Raw genomic sequence first — 23,536 nt, forward strand, 5'->3', positions numbered from 1 at the left:
TTATTTACAAATTGTAGGTGGGGAATATTTGACGCTTACGTTAGTTCCTCTCTCGGCAAAAAGAATTCAAGAAACTTATCTGAAGAGATAGATAAAAAAGAGATTATGGGCAGTGTGGCATTCTATCAAATTTAAGCCAGACTAGTTTATCCCTACCTTGAAGTTAATGTCTATAATTCGGAAACTATAGCAATAAGCTGATTCCTGCGTGTAATCAACTTATTGCTATTCTAAATGGAAAATATACTCTCTAAGTTACTCCTGACTTTTCTGCTTCATCCCTCTGATAAGTACTTCTGCCACTTCAGGACGCGTAAATTCCTGGGGCAGAGTAAGACCATTTCGAAGCATTTCCCTAACTTTCGTTCCGCTTAAAATAAATCTTTCTTTATCAGAATGCGGACATGTCTTAACCGAGGCCATATTCATACACTTTTTACAGTAAAAACTATGTTCAAAAAACAATGGTTTAATCCCAATCTCCTTAGAATCAAACTGGCTAAAAATTTTTTGAGCATCATAGGTACCATAATAATTTCCTACACCAGCATGATCACGTCCCACAATAAAATGAGTGCAACCATAATTCTTTCGAACGAGTGCATGAAGGACAGCTTCTCTTGGACCTGCATAACGCATAGCAGCTGGGTAAATGACAAGACGTGCACGATCCAATGGATAATAATTATTTAATAGAACTTGATAGCTTTCCATTCGTACTTCTGCGGGTATATCGTCCTTTTTTGTTTCACCAACCAAAGGATGTAACAAAAGTCCATCAACGATTTCTAAAGCCGTTTTTTGCAAATATTCATGAGCACGGTGCACCGGGTTTCTCGTTTGAAATCCTACAACCGTATTCCAACCTAATTCAAAAAACATGTTTCGAGTTTCACTTGGTTCCATATAAAATTTTTCAAACCCTTTATGTGAAGAGCGATTCAATAGATAAATTGGCCCAGATAGATACACAGCCCCTTGTTCATACAGCTTTTTTACACCGGGATGATTAGGATCTGTCGTTTGATACACAAGTTGCGCTTCTTCTCTTTTATCATATTCATACATTTCTTCTAACTGAATGACTCCATGAAGTTTTCCTTCCTCGCTGTAAAGAGTGACTGTATCTCCTACATTTAAACGATTTGCCTCTTTCTTCGTTACAGGAAGGGTGATGGGAATTGTCCAGGGTAATCCATTTGCTAAATGCATATCTTTTAACACACTTTGGTAATCCTCTTTGCCCATAAATCCAATTAGCGGACTGAATCCTCCATTTGAAATCAATTCAATATCAGAAATACTCCATTTAGAAATAGTAAGGGAAGGTAATGATTTACACGTATTAAGAAATTCTTCATATACAGCCCCTGTTAATTTACGCTGAATCAGCGTGCCTCCGTGTGGTTCAATGGTTGATTTGGGAACATCCATAGATTGCACCTCCATAAATCGTTAGACTCCATACGCATTTCGTCAAACTGAACAATCTTTCTTTATCATATACCCCTTATTTTCTAAAAAATCGATAACCTGCAGCGCACATTCTTCAACAGAAAATCGATTGGTTTCAATTATGATTTCAGGATGTTCCGGCTCTTCATAAGGAGCTGAAACTCCTGTAAAATTAGTGATTTCTCCTGTTCTAGCTTTTTTATATAATCCCTTTGGATCTCTTTTTTCACAGTCATCCAAAGAGCATTTTACATAAATTTCAATAAATTCATCCTTTCCTACCTTATTTCTAATATTCTCACGGTCACTAGCGTACGGAGAGATAAATGTGGCTAACACAACAATACCTGCTTCTACAAATAGTTTAGATACATCCCCCACACGGCGAATATTTTCCTTGCGATCTTCAGAACTAAATCCAAGATCTTGATTCAACCCCTTACGTAGATTATCACCATCTAAAATGTATGTGGAGATCCCTTTCTTATGAAGTTGCCCCTCAACCATATTAGCAACTGTCGACTTGCCTGAACCTGATAAACCTGTAAACCAAAGAATATAACTTCTATGACCATGTAAAGATTGTCGATGCTCTTTTGTAACGGCAAAAGATTGATGAAAGATATGCTGTTGTGGATCCACAAAATCTCCCCTTTATTTTCACATTGATAGCATTTACTTTTTATTCTTTCGTATTGCAAAGACTATTGATGCTAACCAAGCAATCAATATAACCAGGTAAATAATAAGTGTCCATAACTCATTTACATACCAGGTGTTAATCAACGTACGAGTATTAGTCAATATAATGAAGCCCCCGACAAGGATCCCCAATAAGTAAGAAGGCAATTTTGTAACTAGCCATGCAGCAATGGGGGCTGCAATAATTCCGCCTAACATCAACGCGATGACCCAATACCAGTTAACTTCTTCCCAACCTAACGCTATAAGAAACCCGAGAGTTGCGGAAACAGCGACAGCAAACTCACTAGTATCGACTGTACCAACAACTTTTCTAGCGGAAACCCCCTTTTTTGATAAAAGCACTGGAGTTGTAATGGGACCCCATCCACCTCCACCAGTTGCATCTGCAAATCCAGCTACAATTCCTAAAAAAATGGACTTTTTCCTAGTTAAATCAATGGACTTCTTTTCAGTGAGTGTATGGAACATAAACAAAAAACGAAAAAGAACATATAAACCAAGAATCAATAAAAATATTGAAATATAGGGCTTTACTACTTCACCTGGCACATTACTCAGAAAACACGCTCCTATAAACGCCCCAATAGATCCTGGAATGATTAATTTATATAAAGCTTGTCGATCAACATTTCCAAATTTCATATGGGAAACACCAGAAGCTGCAGTAGTTACTACTTCTGCGAAATGTACAGATGCCGAAGCTACTGCAGGGGCAATACCGAGCGTTAATAACATGGATGTCGAAGTAACACCATATGCCATACCTAGAGACCCATCAATGAGCTGAGCTAAAAAACCAATAAATGCAAAAACAATGAGTTTTCTCATTTTTCCACCCCTGCAAAATTACTACCTTATTTCTTTCATAAACTCGTTAATTAAATTATGTTATTTCTGTAACGTTTGACACTCTGAAAAGGTTACTTTATCCCACATAAAAAGAGACCCTATTCCACTAATAACAATAACGGAACTGGCCTCTCAAACTATTTATCACTTCACCCTCAAAATATATTTTTATCTGTTCTTCGTTTCCCAAGAAAAATTAATTTCTGAATCATCCCAATGTATCCGTTTCTCATCAGGATTTTCCGAATCATAAGATTCCGTTGTAAAGTAAATAATCGTAGCAGGTCGTTCTCCTAGCACTCGATATCCATGCGCTACACCTTTTGGAATCAATAGCAGTATGGGATTTTCCTCCCCCATATAATACACATCGGTTTTTCCCTTTGTAGGAGAATCCTCCCGTAAATCATAAAGAACAACCTGTGCATTACCAGAAGGAAAAAACCATAAATCATCTTGTTTTTCATGATAATGAAAGGCTTTAATGACTCCCGGATAGCTCATTGACCATGAAGCCTGACCAAACCGTGCTAATAATTCAGGCTCATCATCGCGGACGAGTTCTGCAAAAAAACCGCGGTCGTCACAATGTTTAACCAATTTTTTAACTAGAACTCCTTCAATCATAACCAGGACTCCTTTCGAATAAATTCTTTTAATGCATCCTTCCAATGACGAGATCTACTGATGTTCTCTCTAAGCAAAGCTCTATTCTCTAGGATAGAATAATGTGGTCGCGGGGCCAATGCTCCATATTCCTGTGTAGAAATTGGTCTTACAAGCCCTGAATTAAATCCCGCTTCTTCCAAAATCATTTTAGCGAATTCATACCACGTACATGAACCCGAATTACTTATATGATAAATTCCGTTTTTCTTATCGAATAAAGAAATCATCTTCTCAGTAAGGTCGTTAACATAAGTAGGAGAACCAATTTGATCATCTACGACCTTAATTTCCCTCCCTTGCTTTGCTAGTTCTAGCATCGTCCTAACAAAATTCTTTCCATCATGACCATATAACCAGGATGTTCGGACAACTATTCCTTCATTAAATGCCAGTACGCATTGCTCTCCAACCCATTTGCTCATGCCATAAGTAGACTGGGGATTTGGAGCATCATCTTCTAAATAAGGAGATTGTTTACGTCCATCAAACACATAATCCGAACTAATATAAAACATCCGAGCACCAACATGATTCGCTGCCAGCGCAACATAGCCTGCACCAAGACCATTCACTTCAAATGCTTTTTTACGGTCTATTTCACATTGATCCACGGCTGTGAATGCCGCCGCATGAATAATGATTTGAGGCTTAAGTTGAGAAATAGTTTGAGAGACAACGTCTTTTTGCGTGATATCCAATTCATGTTTATTTAAACTTATTACAGAATGAAAAGGGGTTAACCTTCGTTTAAGTTCTTTCCCTAGTTGACCGTCTGCACCAGTAATAATAATATCCAAACTCTCACCCACTCTTTTGTCCAGCATTCCGATACCATTCTATTGTCCTCTGAATACCTTCATTTAAAGAGACCCGTGGCAGCCATCCGAGTTCTCTTAATATTTTTGTAGAATCCATTGCATACCTTCGATCATGCCCTTTTCGATCCGGTATATAGCGAATTAGTTGTTTACCTATTCCTAGATGATTTAAAATCAATTTCACGATTTCTACATTTGTTTTTTCTTCTAAACCACCGATATTGTAAACTTCTCCAAATTCACCTTTTTCAAGAACCATGTGGATAGCGCGGCAATGATCTTCAACATAAATCCAGTCGCGAATATTTAAGCCATCCCCATATACAGGAATGGTACTATGATTAAATGCATTCGTAATAACCTTCGGAATGAATTTTTCCTCATGTTGCATAGGTCCATAGTTATTGCTGCAACGTGTAATTATTAGGGGAAGCTGATAAGTGTTGAAATACGAACGTACTAACAAATCTGCACTGGCTTTACTTGCAGAATATGGATTATTTGGAGTAAGGGAGGTCGTTTCTGTAAACGGAGAATCGTTCATTCCTAAAGAACCATATACTTCATCTGTAGAAATTTGGAGCATTTTCTGAGCCTTTCCTAACAAAACGGCTTGCAATAAATTGTAGGTGCCATAAATATTTGTATGAATGAATGGAAAAGCGTCTTCAATACTACGATCTACATGAGATTCTGCCGCAAAGTTAACAATGGCATGATAGTTCTGATCAAAGACTTTCACTACCTCACTTGAATTCCCAATATCAGCTTGAATAAAGCGATATCGATTCGATCTTTGAAACGAACTTGTATTGTCTAGATTTCCAGCATAAGTTAGTAAATCAACATTTGTGATATGATAATTAGAATGCTTAAGTACATATTCAATAAAATTGGCTCCTATAAAACCGGCTCCACCCGTTACAAGGAGATGTTTGCCCACTCGACATCCCTCCTCTTTATATTTTCATATACATATTGATTTGCTCGATACAGCGACTCATGCGTACCTGCATCCACCCACCAACCTTGAAGGATATCATACTGAAGTTGACTATGTTTAATATATAAATTATTCACATCTGTAATTTCTAATTCATTACGGTGTGATGGATGGATGCTTGTAATTAGATCAAAAACGTGAGAATCATACATATAAATACCCGTAACACAATAAGAAGAAGGAGGATGACTTGGCTTTTCAATAATCACTTGAATACTAGTTTTTGTTTTATCTAACTGGGGTACACCATACCGTGATGGGTCCTTCACTTCTTTTAAAAGTACTCTTGCACCAGACGGTTGTAGTTCAAACTTTTGAACATAAGAAGATAATGACTCTTCAAATATATTATCTCCAAGTATGACCACAAATTTTTCATTCTCAATAAAACTCTTCGCAGTGACAAGAGCATCTGCCACCCCTCCACCTATATGAGTTTGTATCTTATATTCAATATTTACATTTAATTCTTCTCCCTGCCCTAATAATTCAATAAAGGAGCCAAGGTGATGTTTATTCGTAATAATTAATATGTCATTTATGCCTGCATCCTTTAATTTCATGATTGACCAATAAATCATCGGATATGGACCAACTGGCAAAAGATGCTTGTTAAGAAAGCTAGTTAATGGTCGTAACCGAGAACCTGTACCACCAGCAAGAATAACGCCTTTCATTAAAAAATCCCACCTTTACTCTATTCAGGAAGCCATATATTNNATGTTATACCTAACTTTTTGTAACCGAAATTACTGTTCTAAAGCAACTGGGTATTTATCGCCTTTAGAATTCGAACGAATTTACTATAAGAAGATGGCCAGTTAGACCGGACAAAACTTTCCCTCTTCATTCAAGTACAGAATGAAGAAGCCATCAAGCGAAAGCGCGGTAGTGGATAGAATCTAAAAAAATCACGTTTACTTTATTGACCTAATCTCGCTCTCTTTTTTAGTTAAAAAAGCAGGCAATCAAAAAAACCCAATAGTATGTCATCTATTGGGTTTCATAAAAAACCTATATATCCTATTATTGAAGCTTCTGATTATTAGGCATTTGCGGCATACTTTGAGCAGTTTCAAACGCATTTAGAAGCTGCTGCATATCTTGCTGTGCAAGTTGTGGTACTTGATAATAATGATGTTTATTTTGATAAATCGAAATTTCATAAGCCATTTCGATACAATTTGGAACACTAGCAGCTATCACTCTGCGCACAACTGGATTTGTTACTTCACAAGCTGCCATCGTCTTCATGGAGGCCATGGACTTCACAGCACTAAGCATTAATCCAGACACACATTCATCCGTAATTTCTGATACAGACTGCATCGGCTTTTTTGGTTGAGTTGGCGTTAAACCATAGATAAAGTCATTGTCCTGTGTCATATTATAGCTTTCTGTTCGCTTAGAAGGGTCTTGACCTGTTTTAAAACATTCTACAAGAAGATTATACTCGTCTTGAATAAATTGGTATTGACGATCCAAGATGCTCATTAATTCTTGGTCTTTTACATATTGGCGCAGTATCATATATTGGCTGAGAGTACCAAGTGATCCTGTTAGCACCTCATGTACATCGAATACTTCGTGACCGCCGTGATTCATTTGCTGAGGTACAGAGCCTGTGTGCATATTTTGGTGCATTTGTCCTTGTTGGTTTTGCATCATTATACATTCCTCCTCTTTATTGTTAAAAACATAACGGTTTTATTATGTAACAAAAAAACGGAGATATTCTTAGATGAACCTTCCAATTTTAAATCCCTCTAATTCCCGAAATATTTATCCACCGAACAATGAATACTAAAAGCAACAAAACAAGAAGGGATTCTGTAGAAATGAGAAATTATCTATTGAATATTTGGAATTTAGTTGATCCAATTTATTATCGTCTTTCCCATTTGAATTATCTTCCAGATGAAAGTATTTTACGTGTCAAACTTACACGCTATAAAGGCAAAAATGTAATCTTATCGGATGGGACCGCAATTAACAAAAATGACCTCTTAATCAAAATCCATTTACACAACGCTGTTTTATTAAAAGAATTAAAACAAATCAAAAGCGATTTACGAAGAGGTCGGTTTGTTTTTCAAGCTGTCAGAGAATCTTTGCCAAGTCTAGTTTTGTTTATTCAACAGCATCCTCAAGTAAAACAAATCAAAGGGATTATCGGAATCACTACATTGAATAAAGGAGCTAACCATCTTGGTTTTGAAGTTATTCCTATTACAAACTTTTTTTATAAATGGTTTAAATGGGCAAGTTTCTTACCAATCAGCCTCTTATCAAGAACAAACTCTTATAAACATCCTACCCCTCCAAGTTATTTATTTATGTCCAAGGATGGTTTAACTAGTAGATATAAGGGACATTAAACATTACTTTCATATTCCGGCTCGAAATTTTTGTAAATAATGGATGTTCCAATCTATCACTTATAAAGGAGGAAAAATAATTATGATACGATACAAAAGGACGAAGCTTTTCATTTCATTAAGAATGCTAATCCATTTTTCAATACCTTAGACACATTTGGAATCGAGGATTGGTGTCGATAACGCACAATACTTTTTATGACGGTTTACACAAAACTAACTAAAGTAAAGGACAACCTCTATGAGTAAAGGTCTTACTCTTCATGAATCTACAATAAGCATTCAGTCAAAACCCCACCTATTAATAAAACCTTTATCTACCTAACTAAATCATGATAATCTGGCTATCAATCTACTTTTATTATATTTTTTCAAAAAAACAATCTACTTCAATATCATTATTCAAGTATCCTCTTTAAGGTTTTACGTACATTTTTATCCTTTTTAAGCATTTAATTACAAATCATTATACTAATATGTTATAATTTAACAAGGATACTTCTAGAAGTTACCTGAACCAAAAGACCTGCATGTTATAAATCAACTGCTTTCTCAATGAAACTATCATAGTCGATTTAAAATGTGTATCACACATATGTTGTTTAGGTCAAGAGAGGATGGATACATATGATTGTTTTTGATGGAGTCAATAAGTTTTATGGTGACTTTCATGTTTTAAAAGATATTAATCTCACCATTAACAAAGGTGAAGTAGTCGTCGTCATCGGCCCCTCTGGATCAGGGAAAAGCACGATGCTTCGATGTATCAATCGCTTAGAAACGATTTCAGATGGATCATTGACCGTTAACGGTATATCTGTTGGAGATAAAAAAACAGATATTAATAAACTACGCCGAAATATCGGGATGGTCTTTCAACATTTTCATTTATACCCTCATAAAACCGTACTTCAAAATATCATGCTTGCTCCAATGAAAGTCCTTGGCCAATCAGAAGCCGAAGCTAAAAAAATCGCTCAAAAATATTTAGAAAAAGTAGGAATTGCCAACAAAGCAGACTCCTATCCCTCTCAACTTTCCGGTGGTCAACAACAACGAGTAGCCATTGCGAGAGGATTAGCTATGAATCCCGAAATTATGTTGTTTGATGAACCAACCTCAGCCTTAGATCCAGAAATGATTGGCGAGGTTCTTGATGTTATGAAGGCACTTGCACATGAAGGAATGACAATGGTCGTTGTAACACACGAAATGGGCTTTGCTCGTGAAGTGGCTGACCGCATCGTCTTCATGGATGAAGGCCGCATTTTAGAAGAGGCAATACCGGCTGAGTTTTATGCAAACCCTCGCGAAGAGAGAGCTCGCCTATTTCTTAGTCGTATTTTAAATCATTAAATAGGGGGAAATAGTATGAAGAAAAAATGGTTACAAGGACTGCTGCTTTCCATACTAGCAGTCATTTTACTAGCTGGGTGTGGAAAAGAGACATCCACAGAAACAGAAAAAAGCGGGAACGAAACAAAAGACGTGCTTGCTCAAATTAAAGAAAAAGACAAAATTGTGTTTGGTGTAAAAAATGATACACGCCTATTTGGATTAAAAAACCCTAGCACAGGCGAAGTAGAAGGTTTTGATATTGATATCGCTAAAGCACTTGCTGGCGAAATCTTAGGTGATGAAACGAAAGTTGAGTTCAAAGAAGTAACGTCCAAAACGAGAATGCCGCTTTTAAATAACGGTGATATCGATGTCATTGTAGCAACGATGACGATTACAGAAGAGCGTAAAAAAGAGGTTGATTTCACAGATGTTTATTTTGATGCAGGACAATCCCTGCTTGTTAAAAAAGGCAGCAGTATCAAAAGCATTGATGATTTAAAAGGAAAAACAGTAATCGCGGTTAAAGGTTCTACCTCTGCTGTTAATATCCGTGAAAAAGCACCTGATGCAAAGGTTCTTGAATTCGAAAACTATGCAGAAGCTTTTAATGCTTTAAAAGCTGGCCAAGGCGATGCTTTAACAACAGATGATGCGATTCTTTATGGTATGGCTGACGAAGATCCATCGTATGAATTAGTCGGTGGAACTTTCACAGAAGAACCATACGGTATCGCTGTTAAAAAAGGCAATACTGCACTTGTAGACGAGTTAAACAAAGCGCTTAAAGCACTTAAAGATTCAGGTAAATATGACGAAATCTATGCAAAGTGGATCAAAAAATAATATAGGTTTGATTATCAGGATGAGCATAATGCTCATCCTGATTAATTAGAGGAGTGAATAGCCGTGCTTGATTTTTCCATACTGACAAACAATCTAGACATGTATTTGGAAGGGTTTAAAATTACCATCACGGCAAGTTTGATTGCATTGGTTGCAAGTTTAGTAATTGGTATTTTAATAGCCGTGATACGGATTGTACCATTTAAGCCTTTAAATGCATTAGGAGCCGCTTATGTCGAATTTATTCGTAATATTCCACTTCTAATCATTGTCTTTTTCTTTTTTCTTGGCTTACGTTTGGATGGTTTAATGGCAGGTACGATTGCCTTATCCATTTATACGTCTTCTTTCATTGCCGAGGCGATTCGAGCAGGTATTTTATCTGTGCCAAAGGGACAAATGGAGGCCGCTCGTTCTTCAGGTCTCAGCTATGTCCAAGCGATGCGTTTGATTATTTTACCTCAAGCGTTCAAAATCGTTATACCTCCACTTGGAAACCAGTTTATTAATCTTGTCAAAAACTCTTCTATTCTATCAGTCGTTGCGGGTCTTGATCTGATGTACCAAGGTGACTTAATTTCTTCCAGAACATTTGTTGTATTTGATGTTTACATATTCGTAGCGATCTTTTACTTACTACTTACCATTCCTCTAAGTCTTGGCGTCGGGTATCTAGAAAAACGCCTAGCTAAGAGTAATTGAGGGGAGGTACTATTATGGATTTTATTAATGCATACTCACCAGACCATCTTACCTTCCTATTAGAAGGATTTTGGGTAACACTTAAAGTCGCGTTCATCTCTATCATTTTAAGCTTCATTATCGGTGGAATTTTCGGTATTCTACGATATGCAAAAATACCTGTTATTTCACAAATAGTCGCTGTTATCGTAGAAACAATAAGAAACTTGCCTCTACTATTGATTATTTTCTTTACGTACTTTGCACTACCTGAGATCGGTCTCAAACTAGAAATTGTTCCTGCTGCCATTGTTGCCTTAACTGTATTTGAATCAGCGATGATTTCTGAGGTAATTCGGAGCGGATTGAATTCAATTGAAAAAGGACAAATGGAAGCTGCTCGTTCATCAGGCTTAAGCTATGTGCAAGCTTTACGATATGTCATTTTGCCGCAAGCCTTACGTCGAATGGTTCCTCCTATGGTCAGTCAATTTATTTCTTTATTAAAGGATACTTCACTGGCAGTCGTCATTTCCTTACCAGAACTCATGCACCACGGTCAAATTATTTATGCACAAAATATTAACTATTTCGTCCCAATTCTACTGCTCGTAGCTATTATGTATTTTGTTGTGAACTACACACTATCTATCCTTGCTCGGCGATTAGAATTAAAACAAGGTTAAAAGAAAACGAGGCGTGATGATCACGCCTCGTTTTTTTCGTCCTTCCCCCACTTTAGTAGTCGACAAATTACTATGATGGTAAAATCTACATAAAATATATTATTGCTCAAGGAGGATTGCTTTGAACTTTATAGGATGGATTATTGTTGCCTGCGAAATTGCGTTTTGGATTGTCATCATTCTGGGATTAGTGACGCGTTATATAGTAAAGAAGCCAAAACTAGGATTTTTACTATTAGCCCTAACACCTGTTATCGATATTATTTTATTAATTGTTACAGGTTTAGACTTATATAATGGAGCTACTGCCACAACTGTTCATGGCATTGCGGCAATTTATATCGGTGTCTCCATTGCATTTGGAAAAAGCATGGTTCAATGGGCAGATGAACGTTTTCAATATTATGTGACAAAACAGGGGCCTAAACCAAAGAAACGCTATGGCTACGACTATGCTAAACATTATTTAAAAGGTTGGTTTCGCCATGTATTAGCTTATCTAATCGGCATTGGGCTACTATTCGCACTTATTTATATTATCGACCACGCTAGTCGAACTGAAGCATTAATGGGGACGTTCAAAGTTTGGTCTCTCGTCTTAGCTATTGACTTTATTATTTGTTGCAGCTATTTTATTTGGCCGAGGAAGGAAAAAGGTGTGAACTAAAGGAACCTATTATGCTGAATTAAGACTAGAATACAAGCCATATAATAAGAAAAAATACCTAAAATACCTCCACTCCTCTTCCAAATAAGCGTGATTATCCTATTCGTCTATGTCATAATGAACATATAATGGAAGAATAGTAGTTTAATATATTATTGAAAGTATATATGCCGGAACGAAATAAGGAGCGTGTATTAAGTTTGGAAACGAAATTACAACAATTACTAGATAATGCAGAAGTTATTCAAGCCTCCTATCCAGAAGATGCTTGTCTTCTTTTAATTGATCATGAAAAAGTATTATGTTACGATCCGAGGCCGAAGAACTTACAGCGATTAGCCAAGAGCTGGCAGCAACAACCGAGCATATGGCATCTGTTTCTAACGTCATTACAAAAGATCTTCAAGAACTGGCAGATGAATCTACCCTTTTAAAAAATGAAATTCGAACGATTGAGCATGTTTTATCAAAAATTAAAGACACAGCTATTAAATCTCGGATTTTAGGGTTAAATGCCTCGATTGAAGCAGCTCGATCTGGTGAACACGGACGAGGCTTTATGGTCGTAGCGAATGAAATTAAAAAAATGGCGGATAACAGTAAAGAGGCAGTTGAAGGTTTTGAACCACAGTTAAAAGAAATGATGAAAAACATGGAAAAAGCCATCGAAACCATTCAGCAAATCTCTGCACACTCAGAAGAACAGTCGGTCATCGTCGAAGAGTTTCACCAATCATTTGACCATATTGTACATACCGCTTCAGAATTAAGTAAAAATGCAAATTTATAATACATATGATATACAAAAAATTTCGTCGAACAAACAAGACTTTTCCCTTATAATGTAAAATAATGAGAGATAGAAAGACCATTACCTTAGAGAGAGGATGTTGACAATGTCTCTTAATACATTTGTGATTCCAGAAATTATTTTCGGAAAAGGCTCCATTGAGCAGGTTGGAGATGCCTGCTCTCGCTTAGGTGCTAAAAACGTCTTTATTGTCAGTGATGCTGGAGTAGCCACTGCCGGATGGCTTAATATTGTCATGCAATCATGTAAACGTGCAGGGCTCGCTTTCTCCATCTATATTGATTCGACAACAAATCCGAAAGATCGCGAAATCACAGCTGGCTGCCGCTCTTTTCTTCAACATGAGTGCGACGCTATTATCGGTGTCGGCGGAGGCAGTGCGCTCGATGCAGCCAAAGCCATCGCCATCTTAGCGACCAATGGAGGAGACATTTGTGATTATGAAGGGATCGATAAAATCCACTCTCCCTTGCCTCCTATGGTAATGGTAATGACAACAGCAGGGTCTGGCTCAGAGGTATCACAATTTTCCGTTATAGTGGACTCTTTTCATCAAAAGAAAATGACCATTATTTCGAAATCGCTTGTCCCTGATATCGCCATTATTGATCCAGACACATTAACAACGAAAGATGCTGAACTAACCGCAGCAACGGGCATGGATGTGTTAACACATGCGATTGAATCTTATGTGTCAATTGCCGCTACACCGCTTACGGATGTTCAAGCCAAAAATGCTTTATCGCTTGTTTCACGCTATTTACGACCATCTGTTGCTTCCAAAAATAATAAAGAAGCAAAAGAGGCAATGGCTATGGCAAGCTTACAGGCTGGACTGGCCTTCTCTAATGCAATTTTAGGAGCAACCCATGCCATCTCCCATGCCATTGGCGGGAAATATTTATTACCTCATGGAGAAATTAACACAATTCTGCTCCCTCATGTGATGGAGTTCAATCGAATTGCTTCTCCACAACGCTTTAGTGAATTAGCGGAAATAATGGGAATTGACACACGCACGCTAACAGAACAGCAAGCAGGCAATGCTGCGATTCAATTCGTCAGAGACCTGTCCAATGATATTGGAACCCCAACATGTTTAGGTGATGTTGGGATTACGGAAGAAATGATTGGAACAATTGGCATATCAGCTCTAGAGGATCCCTGTATGATTACGAACCCGCGTGATATGTCCCTTGATCAAATAAAAAGTTTACTCGTTAAAGCCTTATAATCATGAGGTGAAGAATATGACTAAAGACCAATTAATCGATTTACTAACCGGTGTAAAATCTTCAAAAAAAACGTACTATACGGAATTAAAGAAAACAATTGATCAATTAAAACAGAAAAATATGCAGCTTGAAATCATGAATGATTTAACTAAAAATATTCACATTGATATGAGCATTGAGGAAATCTTACGCAATGTGATGAGTAAGCTAAAGCAGCTTATCACGTTTGATGATTGTCATTTATTTATCTTGCATGAGGAAGAGCCTTCTTTGCTCCACATTCATCCAGAGGAACATTGTGATCTTGAATTGGAGTTTAATACCCATATGCAGCAGCTTTCTCTTTATACGTCTGCCCTTCATGGCAAACAATTAATTCATCTTCAAGTCGACCACTTACCTGCTCTCTATTCTGAGAAAAGACGGCTGCTTGCTTTGAACATTGAAACCCTTTTATTGGTCCCTTTATACAGCAAAAATGAAGGGATTGGTGTTTTAACATTCGGCAGGAAAAACCAGCAAGAATGGAAACCTGAAGAATTAGACTTTCTCGAGCAGCTTTCTAATCAATTAGCCATGACGCTCGAAAATGCAGCTCTTTATAAAGAAGTGCTTCGTGCAAAACAAGAATGGGAAGACACCTTTAAGGCAGTGGAAGACATGATTGTTGTATTTGACCGTCAAATTGACCTATACAAGTGCAATGATTCAGCGAAAAGCTTTTCCGCTCTTGAAGCTGTCATAGATCAAGCAAAACCACTCATCCAAGATACATTCTCTTCCCAAAAGCCAAAATTCCAAGAAATTCTGCTTCCACACGACATCATTTTAGAAATGAATACGTACCCTATTCAAAATAAGGAACAACAAGTATACGGTGTCATTGCCTACTTTAAAAATGTAACAATAAAACGGCAGATCCAAGCCCAACTGCTTCATGCCGGCAAGCTCGGCGCCATCGGTGAAATGGCTGCTGGTGTCGCTCACGAATTAAATAGCCCGTTAACAGCCATTCTTGGAAACTCACAACTTTTACTAAGAAATATCCCTCCTGAACATCAGGATTACCCTTTACTAACGGATATTAAAAACTGCGGTGACCGCTGCAAACAAATTGTGAAAAGCCTTCTTACTTTTTCAAGACAGGACGAATACAAATTTCAACATTACTCGGTGAATGAAGCTATTCATCAAGTTCTTAATCTATTAAAATTTCAGCTTGAAAAAAATGCGATTTCGATTCGTCTTTCTTTACAAAAAGATCTACCGCTTATAGTTGGTAGTCAGCCGCATATTGAACAAATTATTATCAATTTACTGTTAAATGCTAAATATGCCTTAGATGTTTCTGCATCAACGGAAAAACTGCTGCACATTCAATCCTATCTTGATTCCAACTCGATTATTATCGCCGTTACAGATAACGGAATTGGGATTGAAGCGGAGCGTTTACCACTTATTTTTCACCCTTTTCATACAACAAAGGAACGCGATAAAGGCACCGGACTTGGTTTATCAGTCAGCCTTGGAATCGCCAATGATCACGGCGGCACAATTGAAGTTGAAAGTGTAGACGGTCACGGAAGCACATTTCGATTAAAACTCCCTTTACCAAATGAGGTGATTACATGATTAATCTGCTTATTGCTGATGATGAAAAGGAAGTTGGCACTTTCTTATCCCGTCTTTTTACTTTAAAAGGCTATCATGTTCAGGTTGTTAACAGCGGTCAACAATTTTATGAGCTCGACTTTCATAACCATCATTTCCATGTTGCTATGATTGATTTAAAGCTGCCAGACTGTGACGGACTTTCCCTTTTGCGGCACTTAAAAACGCTGCAACCTCGCTGTAAAGCACTCATTATGACTGGCTATAGTACAATCAAAACAGCTGTGGAAGCAATGAAGCTTGGTGCAAGTGACTATATGGAAAAGCCTTTTGATGATATCTCTGTCCTCGAAGCACAAGTGGAAAATCTATTAAATCATTGTACCGCTCAACATCAGCAAGTCGTGCATAAACTCGCTCATGATTCAGGACTCATTATGGGGGAAAACTCCTCCATGCCAGCACTTATTGAAACAGCATACAAAGTGGCTCAAAAATCTGTAAACGTATTGATTGAAGGAGAAACAGGTACCGGTAAAGAAGTCCTCTCCCGATTCATTCATCTAGCTAGTCCACGAAGCCATGAGCCCTTTATTGCCCTTAATTGCGGGGCTATTTCCGAATCTCTCTTAGAAAGTGAATTATTTGGACATGAAAAAGGGGCATTTACTGGAGCAACTCAGCAAAGAAAAGGGTTCTTTGAAATTGCCGGGAACGGGACGCTTTTTCTCGATGAAATTGCCGATGCAAGCCCGGCTATTCAAGTAAAGCTGCTTAGGGTACTAGAAACTAGAGAATTTATGCGTGTTGGCAGCAGCCAAATACTCCACACTAAAGCCCGATTAGTAGCTGCCTCTAATGAAAATTTGCAGCAAGCAGTAATGAAAGGAAAATTTCGCGAAGATTTATATTATCGTCTGAACGTCATGAAGCTCGATATCCCAGCTCTGCGCAACAGGAAAGCCGATATTCCGCTGCTCATTGAACATCTAATTGAACGAAATGGACAAGCTAACAGGACATTTTCAGACTGTGCAATCGAAAAACTACAACGCTACGATTGGCCCGGCAATATTCGTGAGCTGTCCAATGTGATAACAAGAACACTCACCTTGACTGACTCTGAACAGAAAATAACAGCAGAAGACATCGTGCTGCCGAACAGTCACGTGCTCCAAGCAAACCCAGAGACAAAAGCTGTCCAAACGATGATAAATGACCCTCTTGCTGAATGGAGAAAAAGACTTATTGAAGACTTTCAGCAAAAAGAGGAGATGAATCTCACTGACCTGCTATCAGAAATAAAAAAGCTAGAATCTATTGTTAGTAAAGAACTTGTCCTGCAAGCTCTCCAACAAACATACGGCAATCGCACCGAAGCAGCCAAACGACTGCACATTTCGATGCGGAAACTGCGGTATATTTTAAATGAAAAAAGTCATTCTTAGGAGTGGAAAATTCTCTATATCATCCTGCATTTCATTTTTCTTTGTACGATCTCCTTATTTTCACTTATTGCTTTTATGTTTCGATACTTTGTTCCATTTGCTCCATAAGAAGAGAAAAGAAGCTAGCAATCCTTCAAGCTAGCTTCTTTTCTATCAACCTCTATTCCATTGTTAATACAACACGACCATTAATTTCACCTTTATCTAAACGCTCGAACACTTCATTAATATTATCAAGTGGTTTTGTTTCAATATTTGTACGTACCTTGCCTTCTGCTGCAAATTGAATCGCTTCCTGAAGGTCTTTTCTTGTCCCAACGATTGAACCTTTCACCGTTACTCCATTTAACACGGTATCAAAGATTGGAATTGGCAATTCGGCATTTGGAAGGCCAACAGCTACCAATGTTCCCCCACGCTTCACGGATTTATATGCTTGTTCAAATGCTTTTTTCGTAACGGCAACAGAAATAGCTGCTTGCACACCGCCTACTTTGTCTTGAATATCTTGAATTGGATCAGTTTTTAAACCATTGATCGTTAAATCTGCTCCTAGTTCCTTCGCAAGATCCAGCTTGTCATCCTGAATGTCAACAGCAACAACGTTAAAGCCCATTGCTTTTGCATATTGAAGAGCCACATGTCCTAATCCGCCGATTCCATAAATCGCTACCCAGTCACCTGGCTTTGCTTCTGATACTTTCAATGCTTTATACGTCGTTACCCCTGCGCAGAAGATTGGAGAAATCTCCGCAAAATCAAGACCTTCTGGGATTTTGACAACGTATTGTGCTGGAGCTTTACAGTACTCAGCATATGCTCCATCTATTGAGTAACCTGCATTCAATTGTTTTGGACAAAGCGTTTCACGTCCTGTTAAACAATATTCACACTCCCCACACGCCGAATACAACCACGGAATCCCAACGCGATCACCAACTTTTAAGGACGTCACGCCTTCTGCTACTTTTTCAATAATACCCACACCTTCATGACCTGGAATAAGTGGCAACTTCGGTTTAACTGGCCAGTCTCCATGTGCCGCATGAAGGTCAGTATGACATACACCACACGCTTTAATCTTCACTAGAATTTCGCCGTATTCTAATTCAGGAACAGGGACATTTTTAATTTCAAGCTTTTGATTAAATTCATTGACTACTGCGGCTTTCATTGTTTTAACCTCTTGACCTGCCTTTACTTTTACCGTGCTTCCTTGATTTGCTGCACTCATGCTTCATTTCCTCCCTTTTCTAGCGGCGCCTTCCTATAAATGACGCCCTTTTTTTAACTTCACTTACTATATAATGCAAGTCGCATGCCAACATAAAGCGCTTACAAAATCAAGGTTTTCACATATTAAGCGGCCGAAAAAACGGCTATTTATAACATAAATTTGGCTCATTTTAGACGGGATAAAGAATGGCATGTTAATTGGCAGGATTCTCTAGCAAATCGGCAGGATTTCTCTTGTATTTGGTACGATTCTCTAACAAATTCGCATGATTTCCCTTGTATTTGGCACGATTTCTAAAAAAGTAATCTGTTTCAAAGTATAAAAACCCCAAATCAAGAACAATTATGTCCTCAATTTGGGGTCATTTCTTACGCTTCTAACATTAATTTTTCTAATTGAAGCGGTTCAATATATTCACCGTTTTTATACGCACGCATATTTCCACCTGAAATTTCATCGATTAACACGATTTCTTTCCCTTCGCCCACTCGACCAAATTCAAATTTAATATCGTATAGTTCAATATCTTTTTTCGCTAATTCCGCTTTGACAACATTACCGATTTGTTGAGTCAAATCTTTTAACACTGCATATTCAGCTTTTGTTAAAATACCTAGCATATCTAGTGCATCTTCGCTAATTGGCGGGTCTTGACGTCCATCATCTTTCAATGTTACTTCTACGAATGCATCTAATGCTTGGCCTTCTTCCGCATACAATCCGTAACGACGCAAGAAGCTGCCAACAGCACGGTAACGACAGATTACTTCTAACCCTTTACCGAATACAGTAGCGGGTCTAACCGTCATGGTTGCTTCATCAATGTTGGCATCTATGTAATGAGTAGGAATTCCTTGTTCCTTTAATGCTTCGAAAAAGTGCTTTGTTAAGCTAAGTCCCGCACGACCTGCTCCTTCTAAGGTTAAACCAACCGTGTTAGCACCTGGATCAAATACACCGTTCTCGCCTGTTACATCGTCTTTAAACTTTAATAAATAATTACCATCTTCAAGTTCAAAGACGTCTTTCGTTTTACCTGTATAAATATGTTTCATCGTACAATTCCTCTCTGCATGAACTAGAATAACTTTCGCCCTTTAGTATATCATTTTTTTGAAAAATCAATTAATAGTAAATAAGTATTGGACGAATTACTTTTTAGAATGTAGCCCTTCATTACGGATGCACCTTTTCATGGCTTATTTACACTACCTCAAACAACAACGCCACTCCGACTCCTCCAGCGCTTCCAATTGCGGCTAACACATATTTCACATGTTGGCGTCTTTGAACTTCATAAAACAGGCGAGTGACCAGCATTGCACCGGACGCTCCATACGGATGTCCAATCGTAATCGCTCCACCGCATACATTCAATTTATCATAAGGAATTGAAAGCTCTTGCGCACAAGCCACAATTTTGGATGCAAATGCTTCATTGATTTCCACAAGATCAATATCTTCTATCGTTAAACTGTTTCTGTTTAACAATTCTTGAATGGCTGGTACAGGAGAGATTCCCGGATAAAAAGGATGCACCCCAGCAACTTGACTATCGACAAAGCGCAATACAGGTTGATAACCCAGCTGTTTCGCCAGCGTTTCTTCCATTACTAATGTCGCACAAGCTCCGTCATGAATCGCACAGCTATTAGCAGCCGTTACCGTCCCATTTTCTTTCACGAAAATCGGTCTTGCTCGTTTCAATAGCTTCTCCATTTTCCGTTCACGAAGCAATTCTTCATCGTTGCTTTGTTCTCCAACTGTAAGAATTTCTTGCTCATACAGCCCATTCGTATAAGCCTCTCGACTGCGCTGATAACTTAATAGCGCATACTCATCTTGCCGCTCTCGACTAATTTCATATTTCTTAGCAACATGTTCAGCGGCTACCCCCATGTCAGGATCACCAATGCAATCGGGGGAAAATCGAGCCCGCTGTTCATAAGGAGAGGTGCTCGTACTTTCTACACCGCCGGCGATATAACATTGCCCTGCTCCTCCTTGCACAAAATAACAAGCCATACGAATTGCTTCTAAACCTGCACTGCACTGGCGATCGAGTGTTAATCCTGTAATCGAGTAAGGCAGACCCGCTTCTAAAGCAGCTAAACGGGCAACATTGCCGCCAGGACCTACGACATTTCCTACTATTACTTCATCTACCTTCTCCTCGATACCACTTGCCAAATGTTGAAGAATCGGGGCTGCGAGCTCATGTGGCTGAAGTTCTCGCAGCATCCCGTTTTCTTTCCCAATCGGTGTTCGTTTCGCCTGGACAATCACTGCCTTTCTAATAATAAATCCTCCTTCCTCTCAATCAACTCTTGAACTTGTGCACGAGCAATTTTCCCGCTTACCGTCAGCGGCATTTCCTCAATAAAGAACCATTTGCGCGGAACTTTATACGCAGCTAAATGCTGCTTACATAATCGTTTCAGCTCCAGTTTCGGGGCCGTACCTACGATGACCGCTGCGACCATTTGCCCCCAATAGGAATCAGCCATTCCAACAACAGCGACATATTCCACATCTCGATGCTGTGATAAAACGGCCTCTACCTCCTCAGGAAAAATATTAATGCCTCCGTATAAAATCATATTCTTCTCACGGCCCGCTATATACAGATACCCTTCTTCATCGATATAGCCCATATCATCTACCGTAACCCAGCCTTCTGCATCGTGAATAGAACGAATGGTACGATTCTGCGGATGTAGATAACCGATAAATACCATATCACTTCTAATATGGATTTTACCTATTTCATTCGTTTCCGCTACATCACCGTTTGATGTACGAATTTGAATCTCTACATTATGAAACGGTTTACCGACGGAATTAGGCTTCAATTGATTTTCCTTATGAGATAAGAACGTCACAAAGCTCAGCTCGCTTGCTCCATAAAACTCATACATTGATACATCGCGAAATACCTCTGGAATTCTTCGTTTAGAATCCACTTCCCACTTCGCACCTGAAGAAATAATTGTTACAGGACGCTCAATGACCTCTTCTTTCCTGAGCAGCGCTTCAATCATTGTTGGCACAAAATACACAACGGAAATAGGCTCAGCCTCTAAAATTGATAAAGTTTGAGATACAGAGAATTTTTCTAATACATACACCGTACCACCTAAATATAATGTACTAATTGCTCCATATAGAAAATGCGAATGAATCAGAGCACCTGGAATCAGGACATGATCATTCGCATCGATATGAAAATCGTACAGATTGCATTCGAAACTCGCAATCCACGATTGATGAGAACGAATAAATGCTTTAGGTTCTCCTGTTGATCCTGAAGTAAAGCCTAAATAAAAGGGCATATCCCCACTATTCTCTTTACTAACTCTATCAATCTCATTTACTTTTTCTAAGCAAGAAGGCTCCCACACTTGGATATTAGGATGCAGGTGCTTCACACGTTCATATAACTCTTTTGTCGTAAGTAAAACAAAAGGAGACGAGAGATCCAAACGTTTTTGAATTTCCTCCTCCCGCCATTTTATATCAAACGGAACAGCGACCCACCCTGCCGCCGCTGCTCCCGCAAAAAGCTGTAAAAATGGAATCCCATTTGGCATGAAAACTCCAACTGTTTGATTAAAAGTATTGAATTCGTTAAACCAAGAAGCTGTTTTCTCTATCCTCTCATACCAATCTCTATAACACAGTGATTCATTCATTGTTTGAATCGCCACTTTATTTGGAAAACTCTCCGCATGTGTTCTATATGTAGCAGTAATCGTATGCATACTATACTCCTTCCCAAATCAAGCAGCAGATTTAGATATCATTCGATTAAAAACAGGATTTTTCCGTAATTTATAAACTACAAACGAGGCCAATAAGGCTTTCAGAATATCACCTGGTAAATAGACCGTACTCATTTTCATTACATCAACAATGTCAAGATTCATAACGAATGCTTGAACTGGAATCCCAAACAAATAAATCAAGAAAATTCCGACTGTAAGATTCGTTACTAAAATATGTTTTAACGATAATGTACGAACACGAGATAATATATAACCAATACAAAAAGCAACAAGAGGATATGAAAATAAATACCCTGCACTTGGTCCTACAAAAACACCTAAACCACCGCGACCACCCGATAAAAGCGGCATACCTGCTGCAACAATTAATAAAAATACAATTTGACTCAACGCACCGAGCCTAGCCCCTAATATTCCTCCCGCTAAAATGACACCTAATGTTTGAAGTGTAATCGGAACAGGCGTAAATGTTAACATAATTGGTGGAATAAGCCCTAATACTCCCATCACCGCTGCAAATAAAGCCACATATGTTATGTCTTTAATCTTCATGATAATCCCCCACATCAATGATATATTGTAAATAATATCATTTTACAGGTTTACATTTCGATATGTCAACATAATAAAATAATAGTTTACAATAACAAAAAACACCAAAGCCTCAGATGAACTGAAACTTTGGTGTTCTAGAAATCTTACTCCTTAATATACGAACAACAATAATCCGTAACTGTATGGACTTTCAATTGGAACTTGTCCTGAGCGGGAACGTAAAATACACCGCTTCCTTCGATTGTTTGCCAATCTTCTCCTGTCAGCTTATATTCTAAATGGCCAGCCAAGATTTCCATTTCTTCCTTTAAATCTGTCGAAAATTCATACTCCCCTGGAAGCATAATTCCTAATGTTTTTTTCGTACCGTCAGACAAGATAACTGCACGACTTGTTACTTTCCCATCGAAATACACATTCGCTTCTTTAATTAATGTTACATTTTCTAACTGAGACATGTTGTTCATCCTTTCATGTTATTTTTTTAATGTAGCATAAAATAAGATTGAACAAAACAAAAATATTCAAATATTCAATAAATTTATCATTTTATTACGCTACTAAATTCTTCGACTGTCGAGCAAAGAATGGATGCTTTCTTAATCTATATACGATCATAGAAGCAAGTATCGCCTTCACCGTATCTCCCGGAAGATAAACAAGACTGACCTTCACTACATCTACAATTGGAAGATCTATAATAAATGCTTGAGCCGGTATCCCAAATAAAGTAAAAACATCCCTATTGTCAAATTCAGA

General features: G+C 38.1%; 24 protein-coding genes. 10 read left to right on the forward strand and 14 right to left on the reverse strand.

Annotated elements, in window-relative coordinates; translation table 11 throughout:
- Positions 1 to 255: 255 nt before the first annotated feature.
- The 8 genes from sat to V7068_RS16595 all read right to left on the reverse strand — a co-directional run bounded on the left by sat (position 256) and on the right by V7068_RS16595 (position 7,164).
- Entirely contained in the window at positions 256 to 1,434 is a 1,179-nt protein-coding gene (gene sat, locus V7068_RS16560) for a sulfate adenylyltransferase (RefSeq protein ID WP_499713698.1), read from the reverse strand.
- 42 nt (positions 1,435 to 1,476) lie between these two features.
- A complete protein-coding gene (gene cysC / locus V7068_RS16565; protein WP_499713699.1) occupies positions 1,477 to 2,097 on the reverse strand; it encodes an adenylyl-sulfate kinase in 621 nt (206 codons plus the stop codon).
- A gap of 33 nt (positions 2,098 to 2,130) precedes the next feature.
- Positions 2,131 to 2,988: a sulfite exporter TauE/SafE family protein gene (locus V7068_RS16570; protein WP_499713700.1), complete on the reverse strand. Its 858-nt coding sequence runs from the start codon at positions 2,986 to 2,988 to the stop codon at positions 2,131 to 2,133.
- A 189-nt stretch (positions 2,989 to 3,177) separates the two neighbouring features.
- Positions 3,178 to 3,636 carry a dTDP-4-dehydrorhamnose 3,5-epimerase family protein gene (locus tag V7068_RS16575; RefSeq protein ID WP_499713701.1) on the reverse strand — a complete coding sequence of 153 codons (459 nt, stop codon included), beginning with the start codon at positions 3,634 to 3,636 and terminating at the stop codon, positions 3,178 to 3,180.
- Positions 3,633 to 4,502 (reverse strand): dTDP-4-dehydrorhamnose reductase, encoded by an 870-nt coding sequence (gene rfbD / locus V7068_RS16580; protein ID WP_499713702.1) that lies wholly within the window; start codon positions 4,500 to 4,502, stop codon positions 3,633 to 3,635. The genes V7068_RS16575 and rfbD overlap by 4 nt, the downstream gene beginning before the upstream one ends.
- Complete coding sequence (rfbB, locus tag V7068_RS16585) at positions 4,480 to 5,439, reverse strand: dTDP-glucose 4,6-dehydratase (RefSeq protein WP_499713703.1); 960 nt, start codon at positions 5,437 to 5,439, stop codon at positions 4,480 to 4,482. The genes rfbD and rfbB overlap by 23 nt, the downstream gene beginning before the upstream one ends.
- Entirely contained in the window at positions 5,418 to 6,176 is a 759-nt protein-coding gene (locus V7068_RS16590) for a sugar phosphate nucleotidyltransferase (protein ID WP_499713704.1), read from the reverse strand. Before V7068_RS16590 ends, rfbB begins: the two co-directional genes overlap by 22 nt.
- A gap of 349 nt (positions 6,177 to 6,525) precedes the next feature.
- Entirely contained in the window at positions 6,526 to 7,164 is a 639-nt protein-coding gene (locus V7068_RS16595; RefSeq protein WP_499713719.1) for a spore coat protein, read from the reverse strand.
- A 173-nt stretch (positions 7,165 to 7,337) separates the two neighbouring features.
- On the opposite strand from V7068_RS16595, the gene V7068_RS16600 reads away from it, so the two are divergent.
- The 10 genes from V7068_RS16600 (at position 7,338) to V7068_RS16645 (ending at position 17,200) form a co-directional block, all read left to right on the forward strand.
- Positions 7,338 to 7,877 (forward strand): YkoP family protein, encoded by a 540-nt coding sequence (locus V7068_RS16600; protein WP_499713705.1) that lies wholly within the window; start codon positions 7,338 to 7,340, stop codon positions 7,875 to 7,877.
- 627 nt (positions 7,878 to 8,504) lie between these two features.
- Entirely contained in the window at positions 8,505 to 9,233 is a 729-nt protein-coding gene (locus V7068_RS16605) for an amino acid ABC transporter ATP-binding protein (RefSeq protein ID WP_252292688.1), read from the forward strand.
- A 15-nt stretch (positions 9,234 to 9,248) separates the two neighbouring features.
- Positions 9,249 to 10,061 (forward strand): transporter substrate-binding domain-containing protein, encoded by an 813-nt coding sequence (locus V7068_RS16610; RefSeq protein WP_499713706.1) that lies wholly within the window; start codon positions 9,249 to 9,251, stop codon positions 10,059 to 10,061.
- A 63-nt stretch (positions 10,062 to 10,124) separates the two neighbouring features.
- Positions 10,125 to 10,763, forward strand: a complete 639-nt coding sequence (locus V7068_RS16615; protein WP_127758741.1) for an amino acid ABC transporter permease — start codon at positions 10,125 to 10,127, stop codon at positions 10,761 to 10,763.
- Between the two features lie 14 nt (positions 10,764 to 10,777).
- Positions 10,778 to 11,428 carry an amino acid ABC transporter permease gene (locus V7068_RS16620; protein ID WP_499713707.1) on the forward strand — a complete coding sequence of 217 codons (651 nt, stop codon included), beginning with the start codon at positions 10,778 to 10,780 and terminating at the stop codon, positions 11,426 to 11,428.
- Between the two features lie 121 nt (positions 11,429 to 11,549).
- Complete coding sequence (locus V7068_RS16625; RefSeq protein WP_499713708.1) at positions 11,550 to 12,095, forward strand: hypothetical protein; 546 nt, start codon at positions 11,550 to 11,552, stop codon at positions 12,093 to 12,095.
- A gap of 301 nt (positions 12,096 to 12,396) precedes the next feature.
- Complete coding sequence (locus V7068_RS16630; RefSeq protein ID WP_499713709.1) at positions 12,397 to 12,885, forward strand: methyl-accepting chemotaxis protein; 489 nt, start codon at positions 12,397 to 12,399, stop codon at positions 12,883 to 12,885.
- Between the two features lie 106 nt (positions 12,886 to 12,991).
- Positions 12,992 to 14,140, forward strand: coding sequence for an iron-containing alcohol dehydrogenase (locus tag V7068_RS16635; RefSeq protein WP_499713710.1), 1,149 nt, complete (start codon positions 12,992 to 12,994; stop codon positions 14,138 to 14,140).
- 16 nt (positions 14,141 to 14,156) lie between these two features.
- Positions 14,157 to 15,773, forward strand: a complete 1,617-nt coding sequence (locus tag V7068_RS16640; RefSeq protein ID WP_499713711.1) for a sensor histidine kinase — start codon at positions 14,157 to 14,159, stop codon at positions 15,771 to 15,773.
- Entirely contained in the window at positions 15,770 to 17,200 is a 1,431-nt protein-coding gene (locus V7068_RS16645) for a sigma-54-dependent transcriptional regulator (protein ID WP_499713712.1), read from the forward strand. Before V7068_RS16640 ends, V7068_RS16645 begins: the two co-directional genes overlap by 4 nt.
- Before the next feature lie 160 nt (positions 17,201 to 17,360).
- On the opposite strand, the gene adhP is transcribed toward V7068_RS16645, so the two are convergent.
- The 6 genes from adhP to ppnP all read right to left on the reverse strand — a co-directional run bounded on the left by adhP (position 17,361) and on the right by ppnP (position 23,235).
- On the reverse strand, positions 17,361 to 18,374 hold the full coding sequence (gene adhP / locus V7068_RS16650) for an alcohol dehydrogenase AdhP (protein ID WP_499713720.1): 1,014 nt from the start codon (positions 18,372 to 18,374) through the stop codon (positions 17,361 to 17,363).
- A 431-nt stretch (positions 18,375 to 18,805) separates the two neighbouring features.
- Positions 18,806 to 19,492: a phosphoribosylaminoimidazolesuccinocarboxamide synthase gene (locus V7068_RS16655; RefSeq protein ID WP_252292680.1), complete on the reverse strand. Its 687-nt coding sequence runs from the start codon at positions 19,490 to 19,492 to the stop codon at positions 18,806 to 18,808.
- A 148-nt stretch (positions 19,493 to 19,640) separates the two neighbouring features.
- Positions 19,641 to 20,735: an acetyl-CoA C-acyltransferase gene (locus tag V7068_RS16660; protein ID WP_499713721.1), complete on the reverse strand. Its 1,095-nt coding sequence runs from the start codon at positions 20,733 to 20,735 to the stop codon at positions 19,641 to 19,643.
- Complete coding sequence (locus V7068_RS16665; RefSeq protein WP_499713713.1) at positions 20,720 to 22,198, reverse strand: AMP-binding protein; 1,479 nt, start codon at positions 22,196 to 22,198, stop codon at positions 20,720 to 20,722. Before V7068_RS16665 ends, V7068_RS16660 begins: the two co-directional genes overlap by 16 nt.
- 18 nt (positions 22,199 to 22,216) lie before the next feature.
- Positions 22,217 to 22,774, reverse strand: coding sequence for a biotin transporter BioY (locus V7068_RS16670; protein WP_499713714.1), 558 nt, complete (start codon positions 22,772 to 22,774; stop codon positions 22,217 to 22,219).
- A 146-nt stretch (positions 22,775 to 22,920) separates the two neighbouring features.
- Positions 22,921 to 23,235, reverse strand: a complete 315-nt coding sequence (gene ppnP, locus V7068_RS16675; RefSeq protein ID WP_499713715.1) for a pyrimidine/purine nucleoside phosphorylase — start codon at positions 23,233 to 23,235, stop codon at positions 22,921 to 22,923.
- Between the last annotated feature and the right edge of the window lie 301 nt (positions 23,236 to 23,536).

Origin of the sequence: Bacillus sp. JJ634 (genome assembly GCF_036962285.1) — a bacterium.
GTDB lineage: Bacteria > Bacillota > Bacilli > Bacillales > DSM-1321 > Peribacillus > Peribacillus asahii_A.

Coding starts and splice junctions, on each gene's coding strand:
- V7068_RS16570 (WP_499713700.1), bottom strand. CDS start 2,988: ATGAGAAAACTCATTGTTTTTGCATTTATTGGTTTTTTAGCTCAGCTC.
- V7068_RS16620 (WP_499713707.1), top strand. CDS start 10,778: ATGGATTTTATTAATGCATACTCACCAGACCATCTTACCTTCCTATTA.
- ppnP (WP_499713715.1), bottom strand. CDS start 23,235: ATGTCTCAGTTAGAAAATGTAACATTAATTAAAGAAGCGAATGTGTAT.
- V7068_RS16630 (WP_499713709.1), top strand. CDS start 12,397: ATGTTACGATCCGAGGCCGAAGAACTTACAGCGATTAGCCAAGAGCTG.
- V7068_RS16665 (WP_499713713.1), bottom strand. CDS start 22,198: ATGCATACGATTACTGCTACATATAGAACACATGCGGAGAGTTTTCCA.
- V7068_RS16605 (WP_252292688.1), top strand. CDS start 8,505: ATGATTGTTTTTGATGGAGTCAATAAGTTTTATGGTGACTTTCATGTT.
- V7068_RS16600 (WP_499713705.1), top strand. CDS start 7,338: ATGAGAAATTATCTATTGAATATTTGGAATTTAGTTGATCCAATTTAT.
- V7068_RS16590 (WP_499713704.1), bottom strand. CDS start 6,176: ATGAAAGGCGTTATTCTTGCTGGTGGTACAGGTTCTCGGTTACGACCA.
- V7068_RS16670 (WP_499713714.1), bottom strand. CDS start 22,774: ATGAAGATTAAAGACATAACATATGTGGCTTTATTTGCAGCGGTGATG.
- sat (WP_499713698.1), bottom strand. CDS start 1,434: ATGGATGTTCCCAAATCAACCATTGAACCACACGGAGGCACGCTGATT.
- V7068_RS16635 (WP_499713710.1), top strand. CDS start 12,992: ATGTCTCTTAATACATTTGTGATTCCAGAAATTATTTTCGGAAAAGGC.
- adhP (WP_499713720.1), bottom strand. CDS start 18,374: ATGAAAGCCGCAGTAGTCAATGAATTTAATCAAAAGCTTGAAATTAAA.
- rfbD (WP_499713702.1), bottom strand. CDS start 4,502: ATGCTGGACAAAAGAGTGGGTGAGAGTTTGGATATTATTATTACTGGT.
- V7068_RS16645 (WP_499713712.1), top strand. CDS start 15,770: ATGATTAATCTGCTTATTGCTGATGATGAAAAGGAAGTTGGCACTTTC.
- V7068_RS16575 (WP_499713701.1), bottom strand. CDS start 3,636: ATGATTGAAGGAGTTCTAGTTAAAAAATTGGTTAAACATTGTGACGAC.
- V7068_RS16595 (WP_499713719.1), bottom strand. CDS start 7,164: ATGCAAAACCAACAAGGACAAATGCACCAAAATATGCACACAGGCTCT.
- V7068_RS16640 (WP_499713711.1), top strand. CDS start 14,157: ATGACTAAAGACCAATTAATCGATTTACTAACCGGTGTAAAATCTTCA.
- V7068_RS16610 (WP_499713706.1), top strand. CDS start 9,249: ATGAAGAAAAAATGGTTACAAGGACTGCTGCTTTCCATACTAGCAGTC.
- V7068_RS16655 (WP_252292680.1), bottom strand. CDS start 19,492: ATGAAACATATTTATACAGGTAAAACGAAAGACGTCTTTGAACTTGAA.